General features: G+C 44.6%; 25 protein-coding genes. 8 read left to right on the top strand and 17 right to left on the bottom strand.

What is annotated here, in order from left to right:
- Window positions 1-15 precede the first annotated feature (15 nt).
- The 7 genes from mutS to IGJ42_RS01620 all read right to left on the bottom strand — a co-directional run bounded on the left by mutS (window position 16) and on the right by IGJ42_RS01620 (window position 7,502).
- The gene (gene mutS, locus IGJ42_RS01650; RefSeq protein WP_429946980.1) at window positions 16-2,568 is read right to left on the bottom strand and encodes a DNA mismatch repair protein MutS; all 2,553 of its coding nucleotides are present in this window, start codon (window positions 2,566-2,568) and stop codon (window positions 16-18) included.
- On the bottom strand, window positions 2,552-2,941 hold the full coding sequence (locus IGJ42_RS01645) for a YlbF family regulator (RefSeq protein WP_008376299.1): 390 nt from the start codon (window positions 2,939-2,941) through the stop codon (window positions 2,552-2,554). Before IGJ42_RS01645 ends, mutS begins: the two co-directional genes overlap by 17 nt.
- A 7-nt stretch (window positions 2,942-2,948) precedes the next feature.
- Window positions 2,949-3,746: a TIGR00282 family metallophosphoesterase gene (locus tag IGJ42_RS01640; RefSeq protein WP_010748642.1), complete on the bottom strand. Its 798-nt coding sequence runs from the start codon at window positions 3,744-3,746 to the stop codon at window positions 2,949-2,951.
- Between the two features lie 149 nt (window positions 3,747-3,895).
- Complete coding sequence (gene pepT / locus IGJ42_RS01635; RefSeq protein ID WP_008376304.1) at window positions 3,896-5,131, bottom strand: peptidase T; 1,236 nt, start codon at window positions 5,129-5,131, stop codon at window positions 3,896-3,898.
- Window positions 5,132-5,168: 37 nt separating this feature from the next.
- Window positions 5,169-5,591: a methylglyoxal synthase gene (locus tag IGJ42_RS01630; protein WP_008376307.1), complete on the bottom strand. Its 423-nt coding sequence runs from the start codon at window positions 5,589-5,591 to the stop codon at window positions 5,169-5,171.
- Between the two features lie 118 nt (window positions 5,592-5,709).
- On the bottom strand, window positions 5,710-6,486 hold the full coding sequence (locus tag IGJ42_RS01625) for a Cof-type HAD-IIB family hydrolase (RefSeq protein ID WP_005227160.1): 777 nt from the start codon (window positions 6,484-6,486) through the stop codon (window positions 5,710-5,712).
- 218 nt (window positions 6,487-6,704) lie between these two features.
- A complete protein-coding gene (locus IGJ42_RS01620) occupies window positions 6,705-7,502 on the bottom strand; it encodes a formate/nitrite transporter family protein (RefSeq protein WP_005227159.1) in 798 nt (265 codons plus the stop codon).
- Window positions 7,503-7,869: 367 nt separating this feature from the next.
- Here IGJ42_RS01620 and rpsD point away from each other — a divergent pair, with 367 nt between their 5' ends.
- Both rpsD and IGJ42_RS01610 read left to right on the top strand, forming a co-directional pair.
- On the top strand, window positions 7,870-8,481 hold the full coding sequence (rpsD, locus tag IGJ42_RS01615) for a 30S ribosomal protein S4 (RefSeq protein WP_005227158.1): 612 nt from the start codon (window positions 7,870-7,872) through the stop codon (window positions 8,479-8,481).
- A 286-nt stretch (window positions 8,482-8,767) separates the two neighbouring features.
- Window positions 8,768-10,063 carry an ISL3 family transposase gene (locus IGJ42_RS01610; RefSeq protein WP_430615870.1) on the top strand — a complete coding sequence of 432 codons (1,296 nt, stop codon included), beginning with the start codon at window positions 8,768-8,770 and terminating at the stop codon, window positions 10,061-10,063.
- Between the two features lie 89 nt (window positions 10,064-10,152).
- On the opposite strand, the gene spx is transcribed toward IGJ42_RS01610, so the two are convergent.
- The 4 genes from spx to IGJ42_RS01590 all read right to left on the bottom strand — a co-directional run bounded on the left by spx (window position 10,153) and on the right by IGJ42_RS01590 (window position 14,380).
- Entirely contained in the window at window positions 10,153-10,602 is a 450-nt protein-coding gene (gene spx / locus IGJ42_RS01605; RefSeq protein WP_430615869.1) for a transcriptional regulator Spx, read from the bottom strand.
- A gap of 50 nt (window positions 10,603-10,652) precedes the next feature.
- Window positions 10,653-11,054, bottom strand: coding sequence for an Asp23/Gls24 family envelope stress response protein (locus IGJ42_RS01600; protein WP_005227156.1), 402 nt, complete (start codon window positions 11,052-11,054; stop codon window positions 10,653-10,655).
- 286 nt (window positions 11,055-11,340) lie between these two features.
- A complete protein-coding gene (locus tag IGJ42_RS01595; protein ID WP_430615868.1) occupies window positions 11,341-12,786 on the bottom strand; it encodes a peptidoglycan DD-metalloendopeptidase family protein in 1,446 nt (481 codons plus the stop codon).
- Window positions 12,787-13,018: 232 nt separating this feature from the next.
- Window positions 13,019-14,380, bottom strand: a complete 1,362-nt coding sequence (locus tag IGJ42_RS01590) for a citrate/2-methylcitrate synthase (RefSeq protein ID WP_016619617.1) — start codon at window positions 14,378-14,380, stop codon at window positions 13,019-13,021.
- Window positions 14,381-14,615: 235 nt separating this feature from the next.
- Here IGJ42_RS01590 and acnA point away from each other — a divergent pair, with 235 nt between their 5' ends.
- From acnA to IGJ42_RS01570, 4 genes are all read left to right on the top strand, one after another.
- A complete protein-coding gene (gene acnA / locus IGJ42_RS01585) occupies window positions 14,616-17,312 on the top strand; it encodes an aconitate hydratase AcnA (RefSeq protein ID WP_429946977.1) in 2,697 nt (898 codons plus the stop codon).
- Entirely contained in the window at window positions 17,305-18,555 is a 1,251-nt protein-coding gene (gene icd, locus IGJ42_RS01580; RefSeq protein ID WP_429946976.1) for an NADP-dependent isocitrate dehydrogenase, read from the top strand. The genes acnA and icd overlap by 8 nt, the downstream gene beginning before the upstream one ends.
- 104 nt (window positions 18,556-18,659) lie before the next feature.
- On the top strand, window positions 18,660-19,514 hold the full coding sequence (locus IGJ42_RS01575; RefSeq protein ID WP_429946975.1) for a helix-turn-helix domain-containing protein: 855 nt from the start codon (window positions 18,660-18,662) through the stop codon (window positions 19,512-19,514).
- Between the two features lie 105 nt (window positions 19,515-19,619).
- Window positions 19,620-20,159, top strand: a complete 540-nt coding sequence (locus IGJ42_RS01570) for a biotin transporter BioY (RefSeq protein WP_061053646.1) — start codon at window positions 19,620-19,622, stop codon at window positions 20,157-20,159.
- Window positions 20,160-20,250: 91 nt separating this feature from the next.
- Here the strand turns inward: IGJ42_RS01570 and IGJ42_RS01565 are convergent, their stop codons facing one another.
- The 6 genes from IGJ42_RS01565 to IGJ42_RS01540 all read right to left on the bottom strand — a co-directional run bounded on the left by IGJ42_RS01565 (window position 20,251) and on the right by IGJ42_RS01540 (window position 23,758).
- On the bottom strand, window positions 20,251-20,817 hold the full coding sequence (locus IGJ42_RS01565) for a nucleotidyltransferase family protein (RefSeq protein WP_086316800.1): 567 nt from the start codon (window positions 20,815-20,817) through the stop codon (window positions 20,251-20,253).
- 30 nt (window positions 20,818-20,847) lie between these two features.
- Window positions 20,848-21,597 (bottom strand): 3-oxoacyl-ACP reductase, encoded by a 750-nt coding sequence (locus tag IGJ42_RS01560; RefSeq protein ID WP_005232459.1) that lies wholly within the window; start codon window positions 21,595-21,597, stop codon window positions 20,848-20,850.
- Entirely contained in the window at window positions 21,594-21,815 is a 222-nt protein-coding gene (locus IGJ42_RS01555) for a DUF2829 domain-containing protein (RefSeq protein WP_005227147.1), read from the bottom strand. Before IGJ42_RS01555 ends, IGJ42_RS01560 begins: the two co-directional genes overlap by 4 nt.
- A gap of 85 nt (window positions 21,816-21,900) precedes the next feature.
- A complete protein-coding gene (locus IGJ42_RS01550) occupies window positions 21,901-22,794 on the bottom strand; it encodes a metallophosphoesterase (RefSeq protein ID WP_086316798.1) in 894 nt (297 codons plus the stop codon).
- A 1-nt stretch (window position 22,795) separates the two neighbouring features.
- A complete protein-coding gene (locus IGJ42_RS01545; protein ID WP_429946974.1) occupies window positions 22,796-23,173 on the bottom strand; it encodes an iron-sulfur cluster biosynthesis family protein in 378 nt (125 codons plus the stop codon).
- A 15-nt stretch (window positions 23,174-23,188) separates the two neighbouring features.
- Window positions 23,189-23,758 carry a GNAT family N-acetyltransferase gene (locus tag IGJ42_RS01540; RefSeq protein ID WP_422705458.1) on the bottom strand — a complete coding sequence of 190 codons (570 nt, stop codon included), beginning with the start codon at window positions 23,756-23,758 and terminating at the stop codon, window positions 23,189-23,191.
- Between the two features lie 107 nt (window positions 23,759-23,865).
- Here IGJ42_RS01540 and IGJ42_RS01535 point away from each other — a divergent pair, with 107 nt between their 5' ends.
- On the top strand, window positions 23,866-24,318 hold the full coding sequence (locus tag IGJ42_RS01535) for a YueI family protein (RefSeq protein WP_429946973.1): 453 nt from the start codon (window positions 23,866-23,868) through the stop codon (window positions 24,316-24,318).
- Window positions 24,319-24,332: 14 nt separating this feature from the next.
- Window positions 24,333-24,752: a hypothetical protein gene (locus IGJ42_RS01530; protein ID WP_086316795.1), complete on the top strand. Its 420-nt coding sequence runs from the start codon at window positions 24,333-24,335 to the stop codon at window positions 24,750-24,752.
- Window positions 24,753-24,766: the final 14 nt, after the last annotated feature.

The raw sequence follows: 24,766 nt of genomic DNA, 5'->3' as shown, positions 1-24,766 counted from the left end.
CTGCTGACCTTCTTTCTAAATTCGTTTTTGCAGCTCGTACAATGTATTCAGAGCATCCATCGGGGTCATTTCCAACAGATTCAATTTCTTCAATTGATCGATGACGCCGATTTCTTCCGTAGATACTTCACTAAACAACGACAACTGCTGACTTTCTTCGACGACTGGTTTTGGCTGTACCGTCGGTTCATGTTCTTCCAGCGCTTTTAGGATCGTCGCTGCGCGCTGTAAGAGTGCACTTGGCAGTCCAGCGATTTTGGCTACATGGATCCCATAGCTTTTATCTGCGGGTCCTTCCATCATCTTATGCAAGAAGACAACTTCGCCTTCTTTTTCAACGGCACCGACATGGACATTGCGTAAGTGTGCCAATTCCTCATCTAAAACCGTCAGCTCATGATAATGGGTGGAGAAAAGTGTTTTGGCATGAACTTCTTTGTGGATATATTCAATGATGGCTTGTGCCAATGCCATCCCATCATAGGTCGCAGTCCCACGCCCTAACTCATCAAACAAAATCAAGCTGTTAGGTGTTGCATGACGCAGCGCTTGGTTGGCTTCCATCATCTCTACCATAAACGTACTTTGACCGGCGATCAGGTCATCGCTGGCACCGATGCGAGTAAAGATCCGATCAAAAATCGGCATCTCTGCAGATTTTGCCGGTACGAAACAGCCGATCTGCGCCATAATGACTAGCAAGGCAAACTGCCGCATGTACGTACTTTTCCCAGACATATTTGGTCCTGTGATCAACAGGATCTCTGTTTCTTCATCCATCACGATACTATTTGGAATGTACTCTTGGTGACCAAGGACTTTTTCCACTACAGGATGACGGCCATCGATGATCGATACTGCTCGTTTTTTCGCTACTGTCGGCCGCACGTATTGGTAGCGTTCCGAAACCGTGGCGAAACTTTGTAAGACATCGACCGCACTGACGGCTTTGGCTAACTTTTGTAGACGTGTGATACTCTTTTTCACTTCTTCACGAACGTCAAGAAAGAGGCGATATTCCAAATCCACCGATTTTTCTTCGGCTTCTAAAATCAAAGTCTCCAGTTTTTTCAACTCGGGTGAAATAAAGCGTTCCGCATTGGCTAAGGTTTGCTTGCGCTCGTAGCGAGAGGTATCTAAATTCACTAGATTGGCTTTCGTGATCTCAATGTAATAGCCAAAGACGCGGTTGAACCCAACTTTCAGGTTTTTGACCCCCGTCGCTTGACGTTCGTTGGCTTCTAATTCCGCCAACCATTGCTTGCCATTACGCATCGCCGTACGGTATTCATCTAATTGTTGATGGAACCCGTCTTTGATGATGTTGCCTTCTGTGATCTGCAACGGGGCATCTTCATCGATCGCCGCTTCGATCAGTGCAACCAAATCATCTAAAGGCGTTAATTCCAGCAGCAAGTCATTCCACTCGCCACGGTTGATCCCCTGCAGCAATTGCGCGATCAAAGGCACTTGCTCCAAAGAAGATTTCAACTGCAGCAAATCGCGGCCATTGACATTTCCGAAGGCGACCCGTCCGACTAGGCGTTCCATGTCATAGACTTTCGTCAACGCTTCTTGCAGATCCGCTCGCTCAAAGAAACTGTCCAGTAACGATTGGACCATTTCTTGGCGGGCAGTGATTTTCTTTGGCTGGATCAAGGGACGATCCAACCATTGCTTTAACAAACGTCCCCCCATTGCGGTCTTTGTCTCGTCCAGCAACCACAAAAGAGTCCCTTGTTTTTTTCCGGTTCGAATCGACTGCGTCAATTCTAAGTTGAATTTGGAATAATGATCCATTTTCAAGGCATGATCCGGCTGATATTCCACGGCTTGCTGAATGTGGGCTAAACTGCGTTTTTGGGTAATCGCCAAATAACTTAGCAATTTCCCTGTGACTACTTTTTCTAACCCTTGGGAGAGAGGTTCCGTTAAAAATTGAAATTCGGCATTTTCTTCCAACGTTTCTTGCTTAGAAAACACGACATTCAAGCGATTGGTCAGCATCGTTTGCAATGATTCAGGAATCTCGCTGCACAAAACGACTTCTTTCGTTTGCAGAGCGGCGGCCTCATTGACGACGGCTTCTTCATCTTCCAATTGCGCTGCTTTTAATTCACCGGTACTTAGATCGACATAGGCAAAGCCAAAACGCTCCCCTTGCTGCAAAACAGCTGTTAAAAAGTTGTTTTCTTTGGCGGATAGGCCTTTACTGTCCATCACCGTTCCCGGCGTGATCAGTTGAACGACTTCGCGTTTGACCATTCCTTTGGTGGTTTTTGGGTCTTCCACTTGCTCACAAATCGCTACTTTGTAGCCTTGCTCGATCAAGGTGTCGATGTAATTGCTGGCGGCGTGGTAAGGCACCCCACACATAGGGATCGGTTCCTCCGCATTTTTGTTGCGGCTGGTTAACGTCAGTTCTAAAATTTGTGCTGCCTTGACAGCATCCTCATTAAATAATTCATAGAAATCTCCTAAACGATAGAATAAAAAAGCATCTTGGTACTGAGCCTTGATGCTTAAATACTGTTCCATCATCGGGGTATTTTTAGTTTTTTGAGGCATTGGTTTCATCCTCCTCGATGGCTTTATTCATTTTCTTTTGGATCTCCGTCGTGACATATTGCAGCAATTCATCTGCTTGCAGTAACGCTTGGCGATAAGCAACCACTAAGGGGTGCTGCTCGTATTCGTTTGTCAATGACGCATAACGCTGCTCCGCAGCTTTTTTTGCTTCGGGTTTCTCATAATGCTCAAATTGAACGATTTCTTTTTGCGCTTGCTTCAGCGCTTCTTCCAACTCCAGTAGCCCTTGGTTTTGCAAGGCTCGTACTTGAATTTCTTGAAATTCTTGAACGATCGGATGATTAGACAAAAGCTTTTGCAAAGCAGCCAACTCTTGGGCAACGTTTGATTCTTTGGTTAATTGCTCTTCCATGCTTCTCCTATTCTGTAAACGGGCGATCTTCACTGATTTGGATCGGACGGATCGATTTTGCTTTACCAGTGGCTTCATCAATCTCAAGCAAGCAAGCCGACAAAATACTGCGGCCTTTTTCAATCACTTCAAACCGTTGCGGCAACGCCGTCAAAAATTTTTCAATGACTGGTTCGCGTTTCATTCCCAAAATCCCATCATAAGGACCAGTCATGCCGACATCTGACAAATAAGCCGTTCCTTGGGGCAAAATCCGCGCATCGTTGGTCTGTACGTGGGTATGCGTGCCGACGACTGCCGAAACTCGGCCATCCAAATACCAGCCCATCGCTTGTTTTTCGCTAGTAGTCTCCCCATGAAAATCCACAAAGATAAACGGTGTACGTTTGCGGGCAATCGCAACCAATTCATCCATTTTGCGAAACGGATCATCAAGGTCGACCATGAACGAGCGAGCTTGCATGTTGATCACCGCCAACTCAATGGTGTTGACTTTCACAAACACCATGCCGACCCCCGGTGTTCCCTCTGGAAAATTGGCTGGACGAATCATTTTCTTCGCATCGCCAATAAATTCAAAAATGTCACGGTTGTCCCATGTATGATTGCCTAATGTCACGACATCGACACCATCTTGCAAAAATTTCTTATAAATTTTACCAGTGATCCCACGACCCGCCGCCGCATTCTCGCCGTTCGCGATCGTCACCTGTGGTCGATACGCCTTCTTTAATTTGGGAAGGTACTCCGTGATTGTTTCTCTTCCTAATGAACCAACTACATCTCCAATGAATAATACCCGCACACATTTTTCCTCTTCTCTTTTAGCTTCTTTTCTATTATAAGGGTTTTGGTCCAGAAAAAAAAGGTTCTTTCACTTGCTGTTCTTCCTTGCAGCAAAACAAAAAAACACGCTAGACTTTTTCGCTTTAGTCTAGCGTGTTGCCGCGTTCTCTAGGAAACGGTAGTGTCTTCTTTCCCGACATGTTCCACGATCGCCACGATCAAATCACGGGCTTTTTCCATCGCTTCCACGGTAATAAATTCATACTGGCCATGGAAGTTTTCACCGCCAACAAATAAGTTCGGTGTTGGAATGCCTTTATAGGTGATTTTCGAGCCATCGGTCCCGCCACGAAACGGCGCTTCGATCGGTGTCACACCAATCGCTTGCATCCCTGCTCGGGCAGCTTCGATACTGCGGGGATCTTTCTTGATCAAATCCCCCATATTGTAATATTGGTCATACAGCGTATAGGTGATGCGTTCTTGCCCATAGGCTGTGTTCAATTCGTCAATGATCCCCACGATGTTAGCTTTTCGCTGTTCAAAAAGCATATGATCGTGATCACGAATGATATAAGAAACTTCTGCTCGACCAATATGTCCCGTCAAATTGTGCAGTAGGTAAAAACCTTCATACCCGCGGGTGCGTTCAGGAACTTCCTCTGCTGGTAAGGCATCGTCGATTTGATGCGCGATTTTCAAGGCGTTGACCAAACGACCGTAAGCAGTTCCAGGATGCACACTCGTACCATCAATCGTTATATCAATACGAGCAGCATTAAAGGTTTCATATTCCATATGCCCCACACGACCACTGTCCATCGTGTAAGCAAATGCCACTGGAAAATCCGCCGCATCAAAGCGATCAGCGCCAGTCCCGATCTCTTCGTCAGGCCCAAAAGCGACCCAGACATCGCCACGTTTATGCGCATCCATCGTTTGTAAGATTCGCAGCGCGTCAATGATCTCTGCGATACCAGCTTTATCATCTGCACCCAGCAGGGTCGTTCCATCCGTTGTGATCAGCGTTTCGCCGACATAGTCTTTGAGATTAGGAAATTCAGCAGTTGTCATATAAATGGCTTTTTCTTTATTTAAACAAACATCCTTGCCATCGTAATTTTCATGGATCTGCGGCTGAATATTTTCAGCTTCGAAATCTGCCGTGTCTACATGGGCAATAAAGCCAATCGCCGTTTTTTCAGGATTACCAGGTAGACGTCCGATCACAAAACTATTCTTTTCATAGTAAGCAACATCCGCTACCCCCATCTCGATCAACTGATCTTTCAATAAAAGAGCCAACTCAACTTGTCCCGGCGTCGTTGGGATGGTCTGACTCGTCGCATCTGAGCGAGTATTCATTTTTGCATAGGTCAAAAAATCCTTTAAGATTGCTTTCAATTCTGCACGTCCTTTTTCTTCAATTCTTCTACTATCTTTATAACGACAAGGGACGATTGTCCGTTTCGTGGATCACTTGTCGAAAATCAGCAAAGCCAGCTGCTAACCCCCGCAACAAGATTTCTGCCGTTCCCATATTGGTAGCTAAAGGAATCTCGTACACGTCTGACAAGCGAATCAATGCCGTTACATCTGGTTCATGGGGTTGCGCGGCTAAAGGATCGCGCAAAAAGATCACCATGTCCAAGTCATCTTGCGAAATCATGGCGCCAATTTGCTGATCTCCTCCCAGCGGCCCTGATTTGTAGCGGTGGACAGGCAACTGGGTTGCTTCTTCGATCCTCTTCCCCGTAGTTCCTGTTGCGAAAAGTTCATGCTGCGCTAAAATTTCTCGATAGGCAGTCACTAATTTTACCATTACATCTTTTTTTCGATCATGAGCAATCAATGCGATTTTCATTTGCTGCATTCCCCCTTTTTTCTATTGTACCAATTTATTTTCTTTGCGACCGAGAAAAAACAAAAAAACATAGCACAGATGCCGTAAACCGACTGTGCTATGTCTAAAGGATTCCTTTTTAAATCAGTTGTAATTCTTTCAAGGCTAACCAGATGCCATCTTCATCATTGCTAGCGGTCACCATATCTGCGACTTGTTGGATCTCAGGGACCGCATTGCCCATTGCCACACCGACACCTGCGGCAGTCAGCATTTCACGATCATTTTGGCCATCACCAAAACAGATCACATCTTCTTGCGCTATCCCTAATTGTTCCGCGACGCACAGGATCGTTGCTGCTTTGGAGCCTTCTTTTGGAACGACATCCACACTGTTTTCATGCCAACGCACAAAACGCAGTTTGCTGTATTTCTCGTCAAAGAAATGCTCATACTCTTTTCCGTAAAAAGCCAATGCTTGATAGACTTCTTTTTCTTCGGGAAAATCCATGTCCAACTCAGGAAGTTGGGCACCAAAAGAATGCATCGCTGCTTCCATTTTAGCAATATCCAAAGAAGACGCTCGTTTCGCTGTATCCATCCCGACAAATGCCGTGTCGATCCCAAGCTCTTGGGCTTCTGCCACGAAAGCAGCCAATTGCGTTTCATCGAGTAAGTTTTTATACACCTGCTGATGCGAAAGAAAAGCAGCTGCGCCATTACATAAAATGTAATTATCAAAGGACAACGAACGAATAATATCTTGAGCGTGGAAACGACTGCGTCCAGTGGCAACGGTCACGAAATGGCCAGCATCTCGTAAAAGATCAAGGGCTTTTAGCGTACTGTCTAGTGGCTGTTTGTTCGAGTCAAGCAAGGTTCCATCAATATCAAAGGCAAAGAATTTCCGATTCATAAAAGGTTAAGGCTCGCTTTCTATTAAGAAGTAACTAAGATTTTGGTCTTGGTTGCGGTCATTTTTACAAAAAACAGCAAGAAAAACCGTACATACTTATTCTTAACATAAATAGGCGCTGATTTCAACGCTCCGTTAAGGGATGATGGCTTCTTCCTGGAGAAATGTTAGAGAAAAGAAAAAAAAGAAGCATCGCTGCTTCTTTTGGTAGGTTCTAATTAGTCGACATAGGTCGATTTTGAGTTGTTCAACCATGCATAGCCCAGCCCCATGACCAAGCCACCGCCGATATAGTTACCGATAAAGGCAAAAACTAAATTATGGATCACACTGCCGACAGTCATACCTGCCAAGTGTCCGCCTGAAGCCCAGAAAGCTAAGGTAAACGCTGGGAAGTTAGCAATAACGTGTTCGAATCCTAAGAAAGCAAAGATGAAGATGATGAAAATGATTGCTGCAACTTTTCCGGCATCGTCTTTCATTCGCATGCTTACTAGAACAGCTGTGTTTACAACGATATTGGCGAACATCGCTTCTACTAAAATTTGGATGGTCGATTTTTCTAATTTCGCAGTGATCGAGGTCAGCATAAAGTTGTCTGCGGTCAGCCCTTGAAAAGGACCTGTCAGTGCAACGATTGAGCCGAAGATCACCCCGCCGATCAAGTTGAACAAGACACACGTAAGCAAAATTTTCAATGCCAAAGGAATACTTAGACGTTTACGGTAAACCCCAACAGTCATATACAACATATTCGATGTTCCTAATTCTGCGTTCATATAAAGAATCATGACTAAAGACCAGCTAAACATAAATGCATACAAAATTTTTCCTAACCCGTGAACCATTGATTCACCTTTCATAGCGATCGCAAAAGCAATAGCTGTTCCGAGGGTCAAGAATAAACAAGCCATCATCGCACGTACAGCGTAACGCAAATAACTACTCTTGATCAAATCGATTTTCTTTTCTATGGATGAATCGATCTTCTCAAATAATGGGGATACTGGATTCATTTTTCTACTCCTTTTATGAAAAATTTTACTTCGTTATAATTTGCACAATACTTCCATATTCTAATGACGAAATGCTGATTTGTAAAGAGATATTTGAAAATATAAGTAATTAATGAAAAATTTCAAGCTTTGTTTTCATCAAATCCAAAGCCAGCTCCATCTTGACTTTTGCCCCTAGTTTGTCGTATACTATTCCTTGTGTAAAATAATGCAGCAGGAAAATAACAGCTCGTCACCAGTTCGTTGCCCCTCGGGTGCAATTGCGTAACCGCGGCTGCAAAGGTGAAGATTGAAGAACGAACTGCACGAATGTGAGTTTTTCAACGGATTATTTTACTCCAAACTATTTTATTGGAGGAACTAAATTATGTCTCGTTATACAGGACCATCATGGAAAATTTCTCGTCGTTTAGGAATTTCTTTATCAGAAACTGGAAAAGAATTGGCACGTCGCCCTTACGCTCCAGGACAACACGGACCAAACAGCCGTGGCAAAAAATCAGAATACGGCATGCAATTAACTGAAAAACAAAAATTGCGTCATATGTATGGCATGAACGAACGTCAATTCCGTACATTGTTTATCAAAGCAAGCAAAATCAAAGAAGGTAAACACGGTGTTAACTTCATGATCTTGCTAGAACAACGTTTAGATAACGTTGTTTACCGTCTAGGTTTAGCAACTACTCGTCGTCAAGCACGTCAATTAGTAAACCACGGTCACGTTTTAGTTGATGGCAAACGCGTTGATATCCCTTCATACCACGTTGAAGTTGGACAAGTCATCAGCGTTCGTGAAAAATCACAAAACATCTCAACAATCAAAGAAGCAGTTGAAGCAACAGCTGGCCGCGCGTCATTTGTAAGCTTTGATAGCGAAAAATTAGAAGGTTCATTAACTCGTTTACCTGAGCGTGATGAATTGTCTGCAGAAGTTGACGAAGCACTAGTCGTTGAATTCTACAACCAAAAACTTTAAGATTTCAACCGACACGATTCCTTTTTGGAATCGTGTTTTTTTGTGGAATCAACGGATTTACTGATCCTCTTAAGAAGACCCTTGAAAAAATACCAAAAAAACCGACAATGATACATCGCTGTATTCATTTGCCGGTTTTGTTCCTATTATGGCTCTATAATTTATGGGACTGATGAATCAGAATTGATTCTTCAGCCCCATTTTCATTTTAGGTATTAAAAAACATATCGTTCTCTAGTATGATTAAATCACCACAAAATAAACAACTGAGAGGACGATATGCTATATGAATGATTCTATCAAAAAAATGCTGAGAATAATAGAGAAAGATTTGATGATTACAGAGGTCTCTTACGAGACCCTTCAGAAGAAAAAGACGTTGGTCGTCGATGCTGTTCTCTCGCCTACTCCTCGTGCTTGTAGAAGTTGTGGTTCTACTGTGGTAGATGGAAGCGGGAAAGCAATTATAGTGAAAAATGGAAAAAAGGAAACGATTGTCCGTTTTGAACAATACAATCAGATGCCTTTGGTTATGCGCCTAAAAAAGCAACGCTATACCTGTAAAAACTGTCGCACCCATTGGACGGCTCAAAGTTATTTTGTCCAACCCAGACATTCAATCGCAAATCATGTTAGATATAAAATTGCTTCTTTACTGACTGAAAAAGTATCTTTATCTTTTATTGCGAAAAGCTGTCAGATATCTTTGACCACCGTTATTCGTACGTTGAAAGAGTTTAAAAGCTATTTGCCAAAGCAATCTAAGAAGATTCTCCCCAGAGTATTGATGGTTGATGAATTTCGTTCGCACGCTTCCATAGAAGATAAAATGAGCTTTATTTGTGCAGATGGCGAAACAGGAAAATTAATTGATGTTTTGCCTACGCGTAAATTACCCCGATTAACAAGCTATTTCTTAGGGTGTACCAATCCAGAAGAAGTAGAATTCTTGGTTACAGACATGAACGCTGCCTACTTCCAGCTCACCAAACGTGTTCTGCCAAATGCGAAAATAGTGATTGATCGGTTTCATATTGTCAAACACATGAATCAAGCGTTCAATGAGTTGCGTATCCGTGAAATGAATGAACTTCGTAAAGCAGGACAGAAAAGCCAGGCAGAAAAACTGAAAAAGAACTGGCGCTTTTTGCTAAAAAATCGTGCAAGCATCAACCATTATGAGTACAAAACATGGAAAAGTTTCCGAGCACCAAAATACCCATTTCTCACTGAAGCAATGATGATTGATCGATTGCTTGAGTTTTCTGCGCCCCTAAAGGAGGCGTATCCCTTTTTTCATGAATTAGTCGAAGCCTTTCGAGACAAAGACCCTGACTTATTTTTCTCCTTATTGGCAGAACTTCCTGAAACGTTAGATGACGGCTTTCGGGAGAAGCTTCAAAACCTTCTCACCTATGAAGAAGGTATCACCAACGCAATGATCTATCCTTATTCCAATGGAAAAATTGAAGCGAAGAATACCCACATAAAGACAATGAAACGAGTATCCTACGGATTTAAATCATTCGAGAACATGAGAATTAGAATCTTTTTGATCAATCAATTAATCAATGTAAGATAACAAAAAATCTGAGCCAGAATGTGGTTCATTCTGACCCAGATTTGATTTTACGCAACTCATCAGTCCTTATTGACAAAGAGCCCCTATTATTAGATAAAGTTCGCAACAAATTCGCCTTCTTCTTGCTTTTGGCGATAATTAAACATGAGCAGCTCTGTTTGGCGTCGTTTGAAAATGATCTTTCGTAAGTTTCGTGGCACGAATTTACGAATGTCTTCTTCATTGTACCCCACTTGGAGCTTGTTCTCATCTAAGATAATTGGCCGTTTCAATAAGTTCGGGTATTGTTCGATCAATGAAAGTAGCTCTTCTAGCTTCAACTCTTCTAAATCGATGTCTAACTTTTGGTACACTTTCGAACGAGTAGATATAATGTCTTCCGTTCCATTTTTTGTTAAAGAAAGAATCTCCATTAGTTCATCACTATTTAATGGATCGCTAAAAATGTTTCTCTCTTTAAATGGCAGTTCATTTTCGGTCAACCATGCACGGGCTTTACGACATGACGTACAGCTGGGTGTTGTATATAGTGATATCATTTGTTTATTCTTCCTTTCTCTTTGATGTACTTCGATTTTTTGCGTGGTGCTCAACCTTCGATTTGATCGATCGTTTCCTGTTTGACGATATCGGCGATTCGAATATTGATCTCTTTAACTTTTAAAGAAGTCAAGCGACTGATTTCTTCTAAAACCACTTCTTGGACTTGCGCAAAGAGTTTAGGGATATCTTTGCCGTAAGCCACGATTACTTCCAAATCAACTGCAACCTCTTCTTTGCCAACTTCCACATCGATGCCAGAAGCGACTTGCGGCTGTTCTTCAAGGTTTTCGGTCATATCTGAAAGAAATCTGCCATTTACACTAATCAAGCCATCAATTGACTGCAAAGCGACACCAACAATTGTTTCAATGACTTTTTCTTCAAAGGACAGTGGACTTGCTTGCGCTGCTTCATTAGACACATTCGTTGTTTGCTGATCGTCAGTCATTTTTCACACTCCTTGGTTAAATAAGAAAGGATACTAGAGACATCGCAAAGTCGCATACACGACCTTGTCTAAAGTGGACATTCCTCTTGGGAATTTTTTTCCCTACCTTTCTAGCATAAATTCTTTTTGTTTTTTTTACAAAGAAAAACACTTGTTTTCGGAATAAATTTATCGTGCAAGATAAAATGAATGCGCTAAAAAAATCTCGAAGCATAATTTTCTTGAAATGATTCGTTTTTCTTGACAAAAAAAAGAAAGCAGCTACACTGCTCTCTTTTATTCTTTGTTATTTTGACAAGGCATCTAATGGATCAATCAGTTGATGCCGGGTTAAACTAGGTGAAAGACTAACTTCAAAATGCAAGTGAGGACCTGTACTGTTCCCCGTACTTCCCATGGAAGCAATCACTTCGCCTTGTTCGACCGTTTGACCGACTTCCACTAAATTGCGATGATTGTGCGCATACAATGTCGTCAGCCCATCTTTGTGCTCGATAGCAACATAATTCCCCCATGAAGAATGATACTCTGAGCGGATCACCGTTCCTGAAAGACTAGCCATGATCGGCGTTCCTTGCGGGGCGGCGAAGTCCACTCCACGATGAAACCCATTGCCTCGTGGACCAAAGACAGAAGAGACAACTGGATTGCTGACAGGATAGATCATCTGTTCGCTGCCTGTCGGTAATTCTGGTTTCTCTTTGTCATAACTCGTCAGAGCATATGCTTCGATCAGCGCATTTAGCTTCTCATTGTATTGTGTATCTGATGCATAACGCCCGGTCAGATATTCCGTGGCATCTTCATAAGACTCCGTTTCTGATTTCCAAACACCTTTATAAAAATTCGGATTGTGGTCCAATCCTTCTTTCAACAATTTCGCATAATCTTTCAAAGAAGATTCGATACTGTCATATTGGCGAAACGTGGCATGAACTGTGTATAAATTACCGGAACCATCGTCTTCTTGCGTTTGGAAGGAAATCCCATTCCCTTCATAAAGTCCCTTAATACCAAATAGGTTATAAAAAGGCTCCTGGCTCAGACGACTTCTTCCGCTACCAGACTCTAAAATCGCTTGTGCAATCATGACCGATGCGTAAAGATCTTCTTCTTGTCCAACTTTACGAGCATCTTCTCCAATCTCCATAATAAAGTCCCACGTTTCTTTGACTGGAGTGACTTCAAATTTTGCTGGCTCATCTTCTTGCGGCGGCGTTACCGTCAACTCTGGTACGTTCGGTACTTCTTTGATGTCAGGCGAAGGCTGGCTTGGTGTTGATTCTGGCTCTGGATTTGGTGTTGTCTCTGGTTCTGGGTTTGGTGCTGGTTCTTCTGGTTCTGGCGCCGGCTCAGGTGTTGGTTCTGGCTCTGGATTCGGCTCTGGATTCGGCTCTGGATTCGGCTCTGGATCAGGATTTGGTACCGGTTCTTCTGGTGTTGGTTCTGGCGTCGGGGTTGGTTCCGGTTCTGGCAATGGTTCTGGTGTTGGCTGTTCAGGAACAGGTGTTGACTCTCCTGGAACTACTTCGCCGTTTTCTCCTGGTACCGTTGCGGCATCTTCAGGGACCAAGCCCATTGTTGGCCCGTTCACTCCCGGAACCGTTGACTCAGCTGTATTTTGACCAGCAGTAGACTCGCTCGTTAAAACAGCCGCAGCCGCTGATACTGGCAGCAATGTTGAAAATTGACTGGTAATAATGGCAATTGCCATCCATTTCTTTATTTTCATTCGTGAACTTTCCTCCTTTATTCCTCCCTCTATCATACAAAAAATGCAAGAAACTTTGTAATCAATTTTTGCATTCCTATATGAAAAAGGAGAAATACTTGATTTTTCTAACGAATGAATGATCCAAGCCATTCATTTGCTCTCTAGTAAAAATACGCAAAAACAGCTCAATACCATCTTTTCAAATGTCCAAAACAAAAACAGCAGCGAGCGTCCTCCCTGCTGTTTTGATCTATCTTGACTCTATATCGATATATTCGCGATCATTTGACACTTCTTTATAGGCGGGGCGCATGATTTTTTGTGCGTTGACCAGCTCTTCGATCCGATGGGCGGACCAACCAACGATCCGTGCAATAGCAAACATTGGTGTATACAGTTCTTCTGGTAGATCCAACATGTTATAAACAAACCCGCTGAAAAAGTCGATATTGGCACTGACTCCTTTGTAGATTTTGCGCTTTTCATTGATGACTTGAGGAGCAATGCGTTCGACCATCGTATACAATTGATATTCTTGCCAAGCTTCTGATCCTTTTTCTTGTGCCAGTTTGGCTACATAATTTTTAAAGATCGCCGCACGAGGGTCGTTGTCGCTGTAAACCGCGTGGCCCATGCCATAAATCAATCCTTTACGGTCAAATGCTTCTTTATCTAGGACTGCTTCCAAATAAGTGCGGATGGCCTGTTCATCGGTAATATCAGCAACGTTGCGCTTCAAATCTCCCATCATTTCCGTCACTTTGATATTGGCGCCACCGTGTTTAGGTCCTTTCAAAGAACCTAGCGCTGCAGCAATCGTTGAATAGGTATCCGTCCCACTGGAGGTAACGACTCGTGTCGTAAAGGTCGAATTATTCCCGCCGCCATGTTCCATATGCAAAACCAGTGCCATATCCAATGTTTGGGCTTCTTGGAAGCTATATTCTTTCGTTGGACGCAGCATAGTCAAAATCGTTTCAGCTGTACTCAACTCTTCGGTCGGGCGGTGGATGTACATGCTCTCCCCTTGATTGTAATGATTGTAGGCATGATAGCCGTAGATTGCCAAGAGTGGAAAGACACTGATCAGCATCAGACTTTGTTCCAACACATTTTCAATACTGATGTCATCTGCTTGCGGATCATAACTTGCCAGTGTCAAGATACTGCGCGATAAACTATTCATGATATCAGAAGAAGGTGCTTTCATAATGACGTCACGAACAAAATTGGTCGGCAAAGTACGTTTTTCTGCTAATAGGCAATGAAATGCCGCAAGTTCTGTTTTGTTTGGCAGTTCGCCGAAAAGTAATAAATATGCAATTTCTTCAAAGCCAAAACGTTTCTCATTGACGAACCCTGCTACTAACTCATTGATGTCAATTCCGCGATAACGCAGCTCGCCACAAGCTTCAACTGGCTTGCCAGCAATGATTTTTTCTGGATAAATGGTGGAGATCGTCGTAAGACCTGCTAAGACCCCCGTGCCATTTAAATCCCTCAGTCCACGCTTTACATCATATTCTGAATAAAGATTCATATCTATCAAATTGTATTTCTGACATTGCGATGCAAGATAGGACAATTTCTCTTTCTTTTCTAATCTTTCCACGGTGATGTTACCTCCAATCTTTCTACAAACTATCGAATACAATGTTATTTAACCGTATACAAACATCGTTAAAATAGTCATCCTATAAAATCGTTGCTTTTTAACAAACTTTCACACATTATAGCACGATGTTTAGAAAATGAAATATTTTTCATAAATTTAATTGATTTTTTAAATTATCAACGTATAATTATTCCTAATAAGTACGATTATCTTCGTAAAAAGGAGGATTCTTATGAAGTGGCAAACTCAACTCACCGTCAATGACACCCAATACACGTATATTGACTTAGCGAAAATCACCCAAGACTTAGGGGCTGATTTATCTCGCTTGCCCTACTCCATTCGAGTTTTATTGGAAAGTGTTGCTCGTCATCAAGACGAGGAAATTACAGAGGATTATTTACCATTTTTAGCGAATTGGCAGGCAGAAAGCCCTACCGGTGTCGTGCCATTCAAACCAGAGCGGGTCGTCTTGCAAGACTTTACTGGGGTGCCTGCAGTCGTTGATCTGGCTGCCATGCGGGATGCGATGGTCGCTTTAGGCGGTGCCGCAGAAGACATCAATCCTGAGATCCCCGTCACACTCGTCGTCGACCACTCTGTGCAAGTCGATCAAGCCGGTACGCCCGGGGCGATCGCTTTTAATACGGAGCGGGAATTTGAACGCAACGCAGAACGCTATCAATTCTTGAAATGGGCACAAGGTTCTTTCGACAATTTCGAAGTCGTTCCGCCTGAAACAGGGATCATTCATCAAGTCAACATCGAATCATTGTCTGATGTGATCTTGCAAAAAACACACGAAGAACAACGTCTGCTGTTTCCTGATACATTGCAAGGAACCGATTCTCACACCACGATGATCAACGGTTTGGGGGTCCTCGGTTGGGGGGTTGGCGGTATTGAAGCGGAAGCTGCGATTCTTGGCGAACCTTCTTTCTTTCCTACACCTGAAGTCATCGGGGTGAAATTTATCAACGAGATGCCTGCAGGTACCACAGCTACCGATTTAGCACTAAAAGTAACCGAAGTGCTGCGGATCGAAAAAGTGGTTGGAAAATTTGTCGAATACTTTGGCCCGGGCTATGGTCATTTGAGCTTAGCCGATCGGGCGACATTAGCGAACATGGCCCCTGAATATGGTGCCACTTGCGGTTTTTGTCCGATCGATCAAGAGACCTTGAACTACTTGGCAACGACCGGGCGCTCCAGCGAGCTGATCGAACTCGTTACCGCTTATGCCAAAGCCAACCATTTCTTTTATGATGAAACGACCGTGCCGACCTATACTAAGGCGATCACCATTGATCTAGCAGAAGTTCAGCCGGCATTAGCGGGCCCCAAACGCCCGCAAGATCGGATTTTGCTTCCAGCAGTCCGTCAGGATTTTGAACAATCAGTCACGGCAGCCGTTGGTCCCAAGGGCTTTGGACTTTCGGAGGATGAATGGCAAAAAGAAGCCAGCGTTACTTGGCCAGATGCTGCAGCAGACAAATTAGAGACCGGCGATATCGTTTTGGCGGCGATCACTAGCTGTACGAATACTAGCAATCCTTTCGTCATGCTCTCTGCAGGCTTATTGGCCAAAAAAGCCATTGAAAAAGGTTTGACCGTCCCTCGTACGGTCAAAACCTCCCTTGCACCTGGCTCCCAGATCGTGACCACCTATTTGCAAAACAGTGGTTTGCTGCCGTATTTAGAGCAACTCGGCTTTTATTTAGTGGGCTACGGTTGTACCACCTGTATCGGAAATTCCGGTCCTTTAGAAGCGCCGGTCGCTGAAGCAATTGAGGCGGAAAATCTACTGGTGGCGTCGGTTCTGTCAGGCAATCGGAATTTTGAAGGAAGAATCCATCCACAGATCAAAGCCAACTATTTGGCTTCGCCGCCGTTAGTTGTTGCCTATGCGATCGCTGGCAGCATTCGCAAAGATCTTACAAAAGAACCATTAGCTATCGTCAATGACGAGCCGGTGTATTTGTCTGATATTTGGCCTAGCAATGAAGAAGTCAATGCTTACGTTCAAGAATACGTCGGACCAGAAGCATTTCGCGCTGCCTATGAGCATCTTTTTGATGCCAATGAACGCTGGAATGCGATCGAAACCACCACGAGCGCATGTTATGAATGGGAGGAACAATCTACTTACATTGCTCATCCACCCTACTTTGAAACATTGACCAAAGAATTGCCTAAACCAGATGTCTTAGCCGATCTGAAAGTCTTGGCAAAATTGGGCGATTCCGTCACCACTGACCATATTTCTCCTGCCGGCAGCATCAGTATGGATTCAGCAGCCGGAAAATTTTTACAAGAAAAAGAAGTTCCATATCGTGAATTCAATTCCTTTGGTTCGCGGCGCGGCAATCATCAGATTATGATGCGGGGGACTTTCGGCAACATCCGTCTGCAAAACCAGCTGGTTCCTGGCAGTACTGGCAGTGTCACGCATTATTTTCCAACTGGGGAAACCTTGTCGATATTTGACGCCGCTACGAATTACCAAAAAGCCGGCCAAAGCTGTATCATTTTAGCTGGTAAAGATTATGGCATGGGTTCTTCTCGCGACTGGGCCGCCAAAGGGACACAATTGTTAGGCGTTAAAGTCGTCTTAGCAGAAAGCTTCGAAAGGATCCATCGCAGCAACTTGGTCATGATGGGGATCATTCCTCTTGAATATCTGGCTGGTGAAAGTGCCACCTCTTTTGCTTTAGATGGCAGCGAAACATTCTCGATCGCTTTGCCAGAAGAGCCAGCGGTCAAGCAGCTGGTCGAAGTCACTGCGCAACGGACCGACGGAGGGACTGTCTCCTTTATGACCCGTCTACGCTTTGATGCCCCTGCAGATATTCGCTATTGGAAGCATCAAGGAATTTTGCCAATGGTCATTCGAAAAAAAGCGGAATTAGGAGGAGCTGCCCATGTCTAACCAAACAACCCATGAAGCAACGACGATCACCATTCCTTACATTGCAGGAGACGGCATCGGTGCCGAGATTTGGCAGGCTGCGCAACCTGTGATTGATGCAGCCGTGAATAAAGCTTATGACAATCAGCGCCACATCGAGTGGCTGGAAGTTTTAGCTGGAGAAGCCGCCTTTGAACAGACAGGGGAATGGCTGCCGCAAGCAACCATCGATACGATCAAGGCCCAGCAATACGCCTTGAAAGGACCGTTGACTACCCCGATTGGCGAGGGCTTTCGCTCCTTGAATGTCACCTTACGGCAGACCCTGGATCTTTATGCCTGTGTCAGACCTGTTCGCTATTTTACAGGGGTCCCTTCGCCTTTAACACAGCCAGAAAAAACCGATATGGTGATCTTTCGAGAAAATACTGAAGATGTTTATTCTGGCATCGAATTTGCCAAAGACGACGATGCAACACAGCGTTTGATCCAGACACTGCAAGCAGACTTTGCCGTCAAGGCGATTCGTTTTCCTAAAACTTCCGCTATTGGCATCAAGCCGATCTCTTTAGAAGGCAGTCAACGCTTGATCGCTGCTGCCATTGAGTATGCGATTACTCAAAAGCGACCCACGGTGACACTGGTGCATAAAGGCAATATCATGAAATTTACAGAAGGCGGATTTAAAAACTGGGGCTATCAGCTTGCAGAAACCACGTACGCCGACCAGTGTTTTACAATGAATCAATACAACAAAATCAAAGCAGAAAATGGTTCAAAGGCAGCCGAAGCCGCCCTTGCCTCGGCCAAAGCGGCTGGAAAGATCGTTGTTAACGATGTGATCGCCGACAACTTTTTACAGCAGATCCTTTTGTATCCAGAAAAATTCGATGTCATTGCCACTTGTAATTTGAACGGCGACTACATTTCTGATGCACTCGCTGCACAAGTTGGCGGCATCGGGATCGCCCCCGGCGCCAATATCAACTACGATACTGGGGCAGCCATCTTTGAAGCTACCCACGGAACGGCACCGGATATCGCAGGACTTGGCAAAGCCAATCCCTGTTCACTGCTGCTATCGGCGTGCATGCTATTAGAACATTTGAACTGGCCGGAAGCTGCTGCAATACTGACGCAAGCCATTGAACAAGCCTTGCAAAGTCAGCACGTCACTGCCGACTTCGCACAGTTGATGCCCGAAGCCGTCTGTTTAACGACACAAGCGTTTGGTGAACACCTCCTTCAGCTGATCCATTCGTAAACTCAAGCTGTGATTGAGCAGGCAAATGCCGACTCAATCACAGCTTGATTGCGTTTTCACCTTTTGAGAAACTATACTTAGAGCATGAAAGGGGGAATTCATTTATGAGTGAATTCAACATGAGAAAAATTGGTCAGCAGATCGCTACCAAACGCAAAGAAAAAAATCTGACCCAAAGCAACTTGGCAGACCAATTACTTGTCAGCTATCAAGCGGTCAGTAATTGGGAGCGGGGCAACTCACTGCCGGACATTGAAAAATTGCCGCAGCTAGCGGCGATTTTAGGCCTATCGATCGATGAGATGTTAGGGAAGCCAGCAGCTGCGGTTCAACATTATCAAGCAGGAACCGCGCAGCCAAAAGAAATCGCCGAACTAGCTCCGCTGATCAAACCGCAAGAACTATCGGCACTGATTCAAGAAGAACCGTTTCAAGAATCTTCTTTAGACCTAGACTTATTGCCTAGACTAGCACCTCATTTGAATAGTGCTGACTTGCAGCACTTGCTTAATGGCGTCGAAAATATCCCAGAAGATGTCATGGAAGAACTCTTGCCGTTTTTGAAAAAGCCCCAAATAGAAGAGATCCTTAAAGGCAACCACTATTCCATGGCTTTTTGGGAAGAGGCGGCGCCCTTTTTAACCCCCAACTTTTTGGCGGAAGAAATCAAAGGCTGGCTTGAAACCCCTGACTTTCGCTTTTCTGAGATTGAAGAACTGCTTCCCTTTTTACCTGCACCGTATCTGGATGAACTCCTGCTGACGGCCCTGGAACAGCCAAACGTTACCGCATCAGAACGCTTGTCTTATGATGAAATCGAAGAACTGCTGCCGTTTCTGACAGAAGCAACGATCTGCCATCTCGTTCAAGCACTGCCCTTCTCAACAGATGAATTGGAAGAAATCGCCCCTTTCCTCTCCTCAAAGAACTTACTTGTCCTATTAAAAAAAGGACACTAAAAAAACAAGATTCTTCTTTACTTTTGGTAAACCACCGCTTATAATTTCGTTAACCAAATAAATCTTTTTTAGGTTAACGAAATTATTACTAGAGAGAAGGATTCGATGAAATTATCATTACGTGAACAAATCCATGCCGCATTATTTGCGATCATTATTGCTGGTCTTTCCCAATTGACGATTCCGTTCGGTTTGATCCCATTGACAGGACAAACCTTTGCGATTGGACTGGCGGTGACTTTCCTCGGCACGCGAACAGGAACGATGGCGATCATCATCTACTTGCTGTTAGGATTGATCGGTTTGCCCGTTTTCGCTGGTTTTTCCAGCGGTATCGGTGTTTTGTTAGGACCAACCGGAGGCTATTTAGTCGGCTTCCTCTTTAACGGATTGCTTACTGGATTGGTCGTAGAAAAAACGGCGTTTCGCTACACAGGAGCAGTGATTGGCAATATTGTCGGTGCGCTGGCAACTTTGTTGTTTGGTACATTATGGCTGAAATGGAGCACTGGCATGGCATGGCCGGCTGCTTTTAACGGTGGTTTTGTTTTGTTTATTATCCCCGGGATCATCAAAGCCGTTGCCGCAGCTTATCTAGGTATCTTTTTAAGAAACCGCTTGGCGCAACGACTGGCTTTGCGTTAATAAAAAACACTCGCGTCATATGCAGCGATTCCCATCAGTTAGCTTTTTCGTCTAACTTTTGGAAATCGCCACATCACGCGAGTGTTCTTTTTTAGTTGTCGATCTCTTCAATCAACAACTGCGGCCAAACTTTCTGCCACTGCTTCATCGCTTGGCGTTGTCGGTAAACCGCAAGGTACTGGTCATTTTGGGCGAAATGCGGTGTTGGACGCACCCGAAAACTGCAAACATCCTGCCAACCGAAAGGCGCCATCAATTCAATCTCGCCTTGTTTCATTCGTGCCGCCACCGCTGTACAACGCTCTGGAAACTTCGTTAAAGCATCGAAGGTACTTGTATAAGTGGGTTCCTCGGCAAAGTTGTGCTGGTGCATCAATGCTTGATTTCGAACCTCCCAAGGAAATTCGGGAAACGAACGGCGCAGTTGCGCTTCGATCGCTGCTGTTTCTTCTACGCTTACAGTCGGATCATAAAACACGACATCAATATCGGTTATCGGCACCTCCGCTATTTTTCCGCTGAGAAAACCCCATAAATAATTCCGCAGGTACCCGGCACACAGCCAGCAATCCGGCAGCTGTAACGCTTCAATGATCGTAAGCAGTTGTCGACATTCACGATTTTTTGCAAACAAGTTCTGGATCGCTTGTTCCTTCATTGGCGTCCTCCTCTAATGGGCTCAGGCTAGTTATTTCAAGGTCCAACCACCGTCGATGGGCACGATCGCCCCCTGCAAGTAACTAGCTTGCGGGCTGGCAAGAAAAAGGGTCAGCGCTGCAACTTCTTCTGGTTGCGCCCAACGCTTGACCGGCGTCTCCTCTGCCACCCATTGCGCCATTTTTCCGTCACCGGCAAAATCAGCCGCATTCATCGGCGTTTGAATCGCACCTGGCGCGATGCCCTTCACCGAGATCCCTTGATCTGCAACATCCAACGCCAACTGTTTGGTAAACCCGACGATCGCGTGTTTTGCGGTTGTATAAGCGATCCCACCTCCACCTGCGACCATTCCAGCGATCGACGCCATATTAATGATCGTTCCGCCACCATTGGCTTGCATCAGCGGCAAAATTTCTTTCGTTAAATAAAACATGCTGGAGACATTGGTTTGAAATATCTCCTCCCACTCCATTGATGTCGTCTCAGCGATCGTATGATAGCCATCTAGTTTCCCGGCTGTATTCAACAAGATCGTCATGCCACCAAAGTGTGTAACACAAGCTTGGACCGCTGCAAGACAATTTTCTTCCACCGCTAAATCGCAACACGTGCCGAAAAAGCGGGGCTGGGCTAAAAGCGTATCAGGAAACGATTGGCAGTCAACCCCAAATACTTGAGCGCCTTCTGCAAGAAACGCCTCTGCTTGCGCTCTGCCGATGCCTGAAGCAGCTCCTGTGACAAACACAATCGTTTTGTCATCGATCCACGATGCTGTCATTCCACGATTTTCCAATCTTCCGCAAGAATGTCGCAAACAGTCGGTGCGAAACTCGAGAATCCCTCATCTGCTGTTTTGATCAAAAAGTAAGGGGTGACTGGGGCATTGTCGTACACTTCGCCTTCAACGAATGTCACATAAAGTTCAAAACCGCCCCAACCTTCACGGATGATTTTTTTTCCGGCTTTTAATTCTGGTAAGATTTCTTCAAATGTCATAATTTTTCTCCTTTGTGTTTTTCTTCTAATGGTTTAAATTGCTTGGAAATTCAATTACGAAAACAAGCAGGACTCGGTTGCTGCGCTAATACGGCAGTAGTGTGATCGCTTGCGCCAATTCTTCTAAAAGATGCGTCGTTTTATAGTCCTCAAATGCCTCATGATGGTTTCGCAGCAGCGTCCGAACTTTCGTTGGCGAATATGCTTCTGCTAAGTGATTTTCCATAACGAACCGGCGGGTCAACTGCCATTCATAATAGTAGCCGAAGGGGCGGCAATAGTAGCTGGTTCCCGCAAGTTCTTTTTTCTCAAAGCGTCGATGGGTATGCCCAAAGACAACTGCCCGAACATTGGCGTAGCGGTCGATCACTGCGCCAAAATCGGGCGACCCTAAAAACGCATTTAGGTGGTTCCAGCGGGCATACTTGCCGGTCTGACGAACAATAAACGCTTCTTGGGGCACAAAATGGGTAGAAAGAAGAATTTCTTGGTCTTGCGGCAAACGGGCCAATGTTTCCGCTAAACGCTCATTGATGGCTTGACTGATTTCCTTATCCGATCCCTTTCGCTGAATCATGCGGTCATACCAAAACAAATTTTTCAGCCGCAAGATCTCAGATTCACTGGTCAGATCAGAATATTGGTAGTCATACCAGCCATTGATTCCCAACAGCAGTGTTTTTTCTGATAAGCGATACGTCTGAAAATTAAGAAAGGCGGGATCATCGAAAGCCTCGATCTCTTGTTCCGTCAAGTCCACCATTTCATGATTGCCCCAGTGAAAGGTCGTTGGCACCTGTCGACTTTGAAAAAATGCGACCACGTCTAATAGCCGTTGCTTTTTATTCGCCACATCTCCTGCCAGATGCAGATGGGTCACCTGATTTTGCTGCAAATAATCAGCGATCAGCTTCAGATGGGGGTCGAATAATTGGTTGATATCGACGTGCAAGTCGCTAATAACCGCCAGCGTGCCCATATCAGTGGCCTGCCGTCTGCTTTTCGATCCGTAACAATTGGACATCGTTAGCTAAGATCCCGCTATTTCCAATCAATTGCAACCGTTGATAGGTCGGTTCCACCTGCAACCGGGTCTGTTCTTCTAAATACACCTGTGCCCCTTGCTTCAACCAAATCGTGCCTAATGGTGTCGTTAAAGGGATGTCGTAGATCGCCAATCCTTCTTCTGGATAGCTTTGCGGCACGATAATCAGGCGAAAATGGATGTCCAAACGGCAGGTGATCTCCGTTGCGGGAAACGGACCGACGCCGTCTTCAAAATCCAAATAGAGACGATCGTCTGGCTGCACATAAGGGGTTATTTTTTCAATTGCTGCTGGCTCAATGTTCAGTTCCATGACGAGAGCCCTCCTTTACATAATACGTTTTTTCCATTCCTCAAGGGTGATGCCGCGCGTGACTTCATCGATGATTTCTTCACCCGATTTGCGGGCAGCTGGGATCGTTGCTTCCAATTTCATCCCAATTTTCTCCATGACCCGTCCAGACTTGGGATTTCGGGCATCATGTCGAGCAAAAATCCGAATCAATTCGAGTGTTTCAAAACCAAAATGCAGCAGTGTCATTGCCGCTTCTGGCATGATCCCTTGCCCCCAGTAATCGCGACTTAATGTATAACCAAGCTCAGCGATCTCTTTTTCAGATTCCACCCGTAAATCGATGGTCCCGATCATTTTGCCTGAGTCTTTTTCTTCGATCGCAAATTTTCCTAAGGGTGCAGCAACAAAATACTCGGCGATGCGCAGTTTTGTTTCTTCAACCGACCCATGTCTAGCAAAGACGAAGGCTGTCGTTTCTTCATCATTTGCATAGGCAAACATGTCCGCTGCATCCGCCAAGGAAACGGGGCGCAAGAGCAGCCTCGGTGTCTCCAACCGCTGATTTTCTGCTAATAATAGCAAATGTCGTTCTTTTGTTGTCATAGGATCCCTACTTTCTATCAAAACTCTCTCACGATCGCACCCCTCTTTTGCTATTTACTGGATATGCTATAATAAACATAAGTAAACGCTTTGAGGAGGATACTTCAATGTCAGACGAATTAGAAAAACGCCTTGATACAGGAATGTATGGGACGCCTCGCGTCAACCCAGATGAACAGCGCAAGTATTTAGGCACGTTTCGTGAACGGTGTTATCTTAGTATGACAGTAACAGAAATGAAGAAGAAGGACAACCAGAAAACGCTCTTAAACGCCTTACCAGATTATCAAGGAGCACTCGTGCTGCTCAACGGAAAATTGCCAGAATCGATCCAGACCGATTACATCACTTTACTGACCAAACAACAGATGGAATTTCGGATCGTCTCCGATGCCCAAGATGCCGATCCAGACAGTATTGGCTTGCTGATTGCCGGGAAAGAAGCCGTCAATCAAGACGTCATCGATATCGAAAAAAAATTCCCTGCAGCTGCCGCTCCATCGGATAAAGAGCAGGAACAACCAGAGAAAATGTCATTTTGGAAACGACTTTTCCATTAAAAGGAGGAACTATCATGGAACAATCAACACCGCCCTACCTTTCATTAAAGAAAGAACTGCTTGATGCTTTGGATCTGCATATCGATTTGTTGAAAACGGCCCCTACGATCGAATCCAGCCATCTAGATGGCGTATTGTTCATGATGCGCAGCTTGGGTTTTATGCTGGATCGCGCTCCGAAAGTGCTCCTGCTGGAGGATAAGAATGAAATGAACTTTATGATGTTTCAATATTATAGCCTCCTGTCAGAACTGAAGTACAATCTGGTTTTAAACTTTCCCTATGCCTCGATTCAAGGCGTACCGTTATTGACCTTGATCCAACGTTTTCCTACCACGTATGAAAAAGAAATGAAACAATGGTGGGAAGCCCGAACGGGTCTCAAGGTGGAAGAAACAAAACAAACGATTGAGATTGCTGCTTTTGAAGCCTAATAAAAAGACTGCAC

The sequence above is a fragment of the Enterococcus sp. DIV1067f genome, assembly GCF_050543505.1.
GTDB lineage: Bacteria > Bacillota > Bacilli > Lactobacillales > Enterococcaceae > Enterococcus_D > Enterococcus_D entomosocium.
This window is presented reverse-complemented; position numbering and strand designations above follow the sequence as displayed.

What these genes read in the sequence shown, in the direction of transcription:
- mutS (WP_429946980.1), bottom strand. Translation starts at nt 2,568, where the DNA reads ATGCCTCAAAAAACTAAAAATACCCCGATGATGGAACAGTATTTAAGC.
- IGJ42_RS01645 (WP_008376299.1), bottom strand. Translation starts at nt 2,941, where the DNA reads ATGGAAGAGCAATTAACCAAAGAATCAAACGTTGCCCAAGAGTTGGCT.
- IGJ42_RS01630 (WP_008376307.1), bottom strand. Translation starts at nt 5,591, where the DNA reads ATGAAAATCGCATTGATTGCTCATGATCGAAAAAAAGATGTAATGGTA.
- IGJ42_RS01625 (WP_005227160.1), bottom strand. Translation starts at nt 6,486, where the DNA reads ATGAATCGGAAATTCTTTGCCTTTGATATTGATGGAACCTTGCTTGAC.
- IGJ42_RS01620 (WP_005227159.1), bottom strand. Translation starts at nt 7,502, where the DNA reads ATGAATCCAGTATCCCCATTATTTGAGAAGATCGATTCATCCATAGAA.
- rpsD (WP_005227158.1), top strand. Translation starts at nt 7,870, where the DNA reads ATGTCTCGTTATACAGGACCATCATGGAAAATTTCTCGTCGTTTAGGA.
- IGJ42_RS01610 (WP_430615870.1), top strand. Translation starts at nt 8,768, where the DNA reads ATGAATGATTCTATCAAAAAAATGCTGAGAATAATAGAGAAAGATTTG.
- spx (WP_430615869.1), bottom strand. Translation starts at nt 10,602, where the DNA reads ATGATATCACTATATACAACACCCAGCTGTACGTCATGTCGTAAAGCC.
- IGJ42_RS01600 (WP_005227156.1), bottom strand. Translation starts at nt 11,054, where the DNA reads ATGACTGACGATCAGCAAACAACGAATGTGTCTAATGAAGCAGCGCAA.
- IGJ42_RS01595 (WP_430615868.1), bottom strand. Translation starts at nt 12,786, where the DNA reads ATGAAAATAAAGAAATGGATGGCAATTGCCATTATTACCAGTCAATTT.
- acnA (WP_429946977.1), top strand. Translation starts at nt 14,616, where the DNA reads ATGAAGTGGCAAACTCAACTCACCGTCAATGACACCCAATACACGTAT.
- icd (WP_429946976.1), top strand. Translation starts at nt 17,305, where the DNA reads ATGTCTAACCAAACAACCCATGAAGCAACGACGATCACCATTCCTTAC.
- IGJ42_RS01575 (WP_429946975.1), top strand. Translation starts at nt 18,660, where the DNA reads ATGAGTGAATTCAACATGAGAAAAATTGGTCAGCAGATCGCTACCAAA.
- IGJ42_RS01570 (WP_061053646.1), top strand. Translation starts at nt 19,620, where the DNA reads ATGAAATTATCATTACGTGAACAAATCCATGCCGCATTATTTGCGATC.
- IGJ42_RS01565 (WP_086316800.1), bottom strand. Translation starts at nt 20,817, where the DNA reads ATGAAGGAACAAGCGATCCAGAACTTGTTTGCAAAAAATCGTGAATGT.
- IGJ42_RS01560 (WP_005232459.1), bottom strand. Translation starts at nt 21,597, where the DNA reads ATGACAGCATCGTGGATCGATGACAAAACGATTGTGTTTGTCACAGGA.
- IGJ42_RS01555 (WP_005227147.1), bottom strand. Translation starts at nt 21,815, where the DNA reads ATGACATTTGAAGAAATCTTACCAGAATTAAAAGCCGGAAAAAAAATC.
- IGJ42_RS01550 (WP_086316798.1), bottom strand. Translation starts at nt 22,794, where the DNA reads ATGGGCACGCTGGCGGTTATTAGCGACTTGCACGTCGATATCAACCAA.
- IGJ42_RS01545 (WP_429946974.1), bottom strand. Translation starts at nt 23,173, where the DNA reads ATGGAACTGAACATTGAGCCAGCAGCAATTGAAAAAATAACCCCTTAT.
- IGJ42_RS01540 (WP_422705458.1), bottom strand. Translation starts at nt 23,758, where the DNA reads ATGACAACAAAAGAACGACATTTGCTATTATTAGCAGAAAATCAGCGG.
- IGJ42_RS01535 (WP_429946973.1), top strand. Translation starts at nt 23,866, where the DNA reads ATGTCAGACGAATTAGAAAAACGCCTTGATACAGGAATGTATGGGACG.
- IGJ42_RS01530 (WP_086316795.1), top strand. Translation starts at nt 24,333, where the DNA reads ATGGAACAATCAACACCGCCCTACCTTTCATTAAAGAAAGAACTGCTT.